The organism is uncultured Xylophilus sp. (assembly GCA_913776965.1).
Taxonomy (GTDB): Bacteria; Pseudomonadota; Gammaproteobacteria; order Burkholderiales; family Burkholderiaceae_C; genus Xylophilus.
The window spans coordinates 1-4,138 of sequence record CAJYQL010000034.1; the positions used below are offsets into that span (position 1 = coordinate 1).

Annotated in this window: 2 protein-coding genes and 1 pseudogene; all 3 read left to right on the top strand. The window is 63.3% G+C overall.

Annotated features, from left to right (window positions below; genetic code table 11):
- Nucleotides 1-278 precede the first annotated feature (278 nt).
- Nucleotides 279-2,909: a TonB-dependent receptor gene (locus QZ500_RS05900; protein ID WP_295852129.1), complete on the top strand. Its 2,631-nt coding sequence runs from the start codon at nucleotides 279-281 to the stop codon at nucleotides 2,907-2,909.
- Between the two features lie 11 nt (nucleotides 2,910-2,920).
- On the top strand, nucleotides 2,921-3,679 hold the full coding sequence (locus tag QZ500_RS05905; RefSeq protein ID WP_295852131.1) for a DUF1868 domain-containing protein: 759 nt from the start codon (nucleotides 2,921-2,923) through the stop codon (nucleotides 3,677-3,679).
- Nucleotides 3,676-4,138, top strand: a pseudogene (locus QZ500_RS05910) (hypothetical protein); the annotation flags it as partial. The gene QZ500_RS05905 and the pseudogene QZ500_RS05910, both read left to right, overlap by 4 nt.

Below are 4,138 nucleotides of genomic sequence, written 5' to 3' on the forward strand. Positions count from 1 at the left end.
GCAGTCCCATTTCTCCGTCTCTCCGGGACATTTTCGGGAAAGAGCAAATGGGAACAGATTTCGGGAAAACTGCCCCCTATAGGCATAGGAAAGGCCGCTCCGCTCGTTTTGTCCCGTTCGACCTTCCCAATCGAGAATGCCCCACCAATTTCCATCGCAGTGCCATCATGGCGACAAGCTTAGCCAGATGGAGAAGCTGCTCACAGCCCGCCGGCAGTCACACTCTTGTAATGGTAACGTACAATAAGTTAGTCTCTTTCCAAACATAGGAGGGGACCATGATTCGCGCTTATCGCCGGGCGCTGCTGCTCGGCTCGACTCTCGTTCTGACATCGCCGCTGACGGCTCTCGCGCAGGAGGTTTCGGCCACCCAACCTGCCGACGCGACTGACGGTGCCGACATCGTCGTGACCGGCACGCGCGCTTCCAACCAGAAGGCGGTGCGGATCAAACGAGCCTCCGACCAGATCATCGACACCGTGTCGGCGAGTGAGATCGGGCAACTCCCCGACTTTAATGCGGGCGATGCTCTGAAGCGCGTGACCGGCGTCAACACGCTGTTGTATCAGGGCGAACCGCGGTTCGTGATCGTACGTGGATTCAACCAGACCTATAACGATCTGCTTATCGACGGTTTCAGCCTTGCCTCGACCGACATCAACCTCGGCCAAAGTTCGGCCGGGGGCCGGCAGATCTCGATGGAAGTGCTGCCATCGAACCTTGCCTCCCATATCGACGTCGTAAAATCGGCGCTGCCGTCCAACGATGCCAATTTCATCGGCGGCCTGACCAACTTCGCGACGGCAAGCGCCTTCGACTTTAAGCGCGCCACGCTGACCGCCTCGGTCAAGGGCGGTGCCGCACTCGACAGCAAGGGCAACGGCGGCAACCACTTTGGCGGCCAGGCCGAAATCGCTGGGGCGACGCAGTTTGGCCCGGATCGTCAGTTCGGCCTGTATCTGTCAGCGACCTATTGGAAGCGGCAGATCAACGTGCCCCAGGTTGAAACCGGCGGTACGCGCAACTGGTACACGGCCGCCGGAACGCTAACCACGCCATACGGTGGGACCGGCTATGCTGTGCCGTCGCAGCGGCTCTACTATAACTACCAGAACGAGCGGGAACGGTTGGGCCTTCAGGGGCGCTTCGACTGGAAGCCGAACGATGCAGTCTCCGCCTTCGTCAGCACCTATTATTTCGACCAGAGCGAGCGCTCGTTCCGCAACGACCTGAACGCGGCGGTCCAGTCCTCCGCCACCGTCGCCAACCAGACCGCGACGAGTGGGACGTTGTCCAACGTCACGCAGACTGCGCAGCTGGGTCGCTATCGCTGGCAGCGCAACGTGTACGGCGTCTACAGCCGCGCCGAGGGCGACCTTGGCAATGGCTGGCGCAGCGATGTCGGCGCGAGCTGGTCGCACAGCCGTGTCGACAACCCGCAGACGGTCGACGCCTTTGCCCAGACCCGTCTGCAATATGCCTCTGACACCAGCGGCAACGTGCCACTGTTCACGCCGGTCAACGCGACGGCTGCCGGTAACCTGGCGCTATACCCGGCCAATCTTCACCGCGACGAGCGCTACCGGCTGAAAGAGGATCGCTACGACCTGCAGGCTAACCTCGGCTACAACGCCCGATCCGAGGATCGCGGCTTCGGCGCGGTCGCAGGCGCGCGCTTCACCGTCATTCGCCAGGGGGTGAGCCTCGCTCGCACCAACTATACCGGTCTATCCTACACGCTGGCGAGCGCCGCCAGTGGCACGCTCTGTGGCTTCGTCTGCGACACGCCGATCCCGACCATTGACCCAGGCAAGGTCGACGCCTTGTTCGCTGCCGCTCGCTCCGGCGCGACCGCGACCATCGACACCGCCGCGCAGGCCGGTGGCACCTACCGCACCCGCGAGGACGTGGCGGCGGGGTTCTTGCAAGCGCAGTATCGCAGTGACGCGCTGTTCGTCGCGGGCGGCGTTCGGATCGAGCATACCAACGCCGGATCGAGCAGCACCCAAGCTACCAATGGCGTCTACAGGCCCGTATCTGCAGGCAACAGCTATACCAATATCATGCCGTCGATCTCGGCGATCCTCGACACCAGCGACGCCAGCAAGCTACGCCTTGGCGCCAGCATGACAGTCAGTCGCCCGAGCTTCGGTGCTTCGTCTCTGCGCGGTGGCGTGCTCAACACGATTAGCAATCCCCCGTCTCTTACGACCGGCAACCCGGACCTGAAGCCGCGCCGCGCGACCAATCTCGACGTCGGCCATGACTGGTACATCGACAACGGGCGCGGAATCATCAGCGTCGCCGCCTATTACAAGTGGATCAAGGACGATATTTTTACCTTCGGCACGTTAGAAACGTTGCCCGGCGTAGGCGTGCCTGTGCTGGTGACACAGGCGCGGAATACTGATCGCACGGTGCGGGCTTACGGTATCGAGTTCGGCGCTTCCTACGATCTCAGCTTCCTTCCCGCCCCGCTTGATGGGTTCGCGGTGAGCGGCAACGCCTCGTTCGGGCGCGCCTATTTCCCGATCACCCTGTCTGACCAGTCGGTGCGGGTCTTCAATAATCTGCCCAATCAGCCAGCGCGGATTTTCAACGCGGCATTGTCCTACGACAAGGGGGCCGCACACGGCCGTCTGGCCTGGAATCACCTCAGCCGGTTGTGGGACGATCGCTTCCCCAATTTCACGCCATCCGGCTTCTACGCCAACCGGTTCCAGCAGCCGACGAACAATGTCGACCTCCAGCTTTCCTATGACGTTACGCCTGGGTTCACGGTCAGCTTCGACGCGCTGAACCTGACTAGGCAGGGGATCGAGCAACGCTACGGCCGGGATCAGGAATTGTTGCAATCGACCTGGAAGCTGCCGCGGCAGATCCTGGTGGGCGCCAAGGTGAAGCTATGACGACGCGGAGAATGATGTTGAAGGGGAGCGGACTGGCGCTGGCGGGTCTCGCCGCCACTCGAGGGCTGGCAGCCGACCGGCTGCCACCGGACGTCGGCCGGAAGTTCGCTGCCGATGGCCGGGTGCTGCCGTTCGCGGGTAATACGATCATCTGCCACGTCCCCCAACAGGGCGTGGGGTCGGAGACGTTCGACGGCCTGCTCGACGTCTATCGCGCACTGCCGGGCGAGCCATGGGCGCGCAAGGTGACCGCCTTGCCGCCGTCGAGCTATCACATGACGATTTTCGGCACCGCGAATGACAAGGCCCGCCGCTATCCCTTCTGGCCAGCGGGTCTGCCGCTCGACATGCCGATGGAGGACTGCGACCGCATCCTCGGCGACCGGCTGCGCGCATTCCGTCTCGGCGACGAGGCGGGGCCGTACCGGATGCGTGTGAACATGGAGCCGCCACCCGCTAGCGAAACCCCGCTGACGGTGCGGCTGCTGCCGGCCGACGAGGCAATGGAGAGGAGGTTGCGTCGGCTGCGCGATCGATTGTCCGAAGTGACCGGCATTCGCGAACCCGGTCATGACACTTATCGTTTCCACATCACGCTCGGCTATCAGGTCGCCCCGTTGACGCCGCAAGAGGATGATGCGTGGCGCCGGTCGCTGGCGGCCTGGAAAGCGATCATCGCACGCCGCACGCCGATCATTACGCTCGGCAATCCGGAATATTGCCTGTTGAAGGACATGTTCGCCTTTAAGCGTCAGTTTTTCCTGTCATGAGGCGTTCCGCATTCGCACTGCTGGCGTTGGTCGGTGCCACGGCAGCAACTGTCTCCGCCAATCCGCCCGAACGCTATCTTACCGGCACCGGCGTCGACCTGCGCCGGTTCCTGCCTGCGCCACCCACGCCTGGGTCGCCACTCGAAGCACGAGATCGCGCCACGTTCCGTGATGGCCGGCCCCCGATCGATAGTACACGCTGGAAGATGGCGACGGCGGACGTCGACGAGGGGACCGCTGCAATCATGCGCGATTATGCCGCGCCGATCGGACTACCGCTGACCCCGGAGCGCTATCCCGCGCTCGCACATCTCCTGATCGCCATGCGTCCCGACGTCGCCGCTGCGGTGAACGCCGTCAAACCGATCTACGCACGGCGACGGCCGTTCCTGCGCGACGCCGGGCCGGTCTGCGAGGACAAGGTCCAGCTGTCGCACAGCTTCGACTATCCGTCCGGCC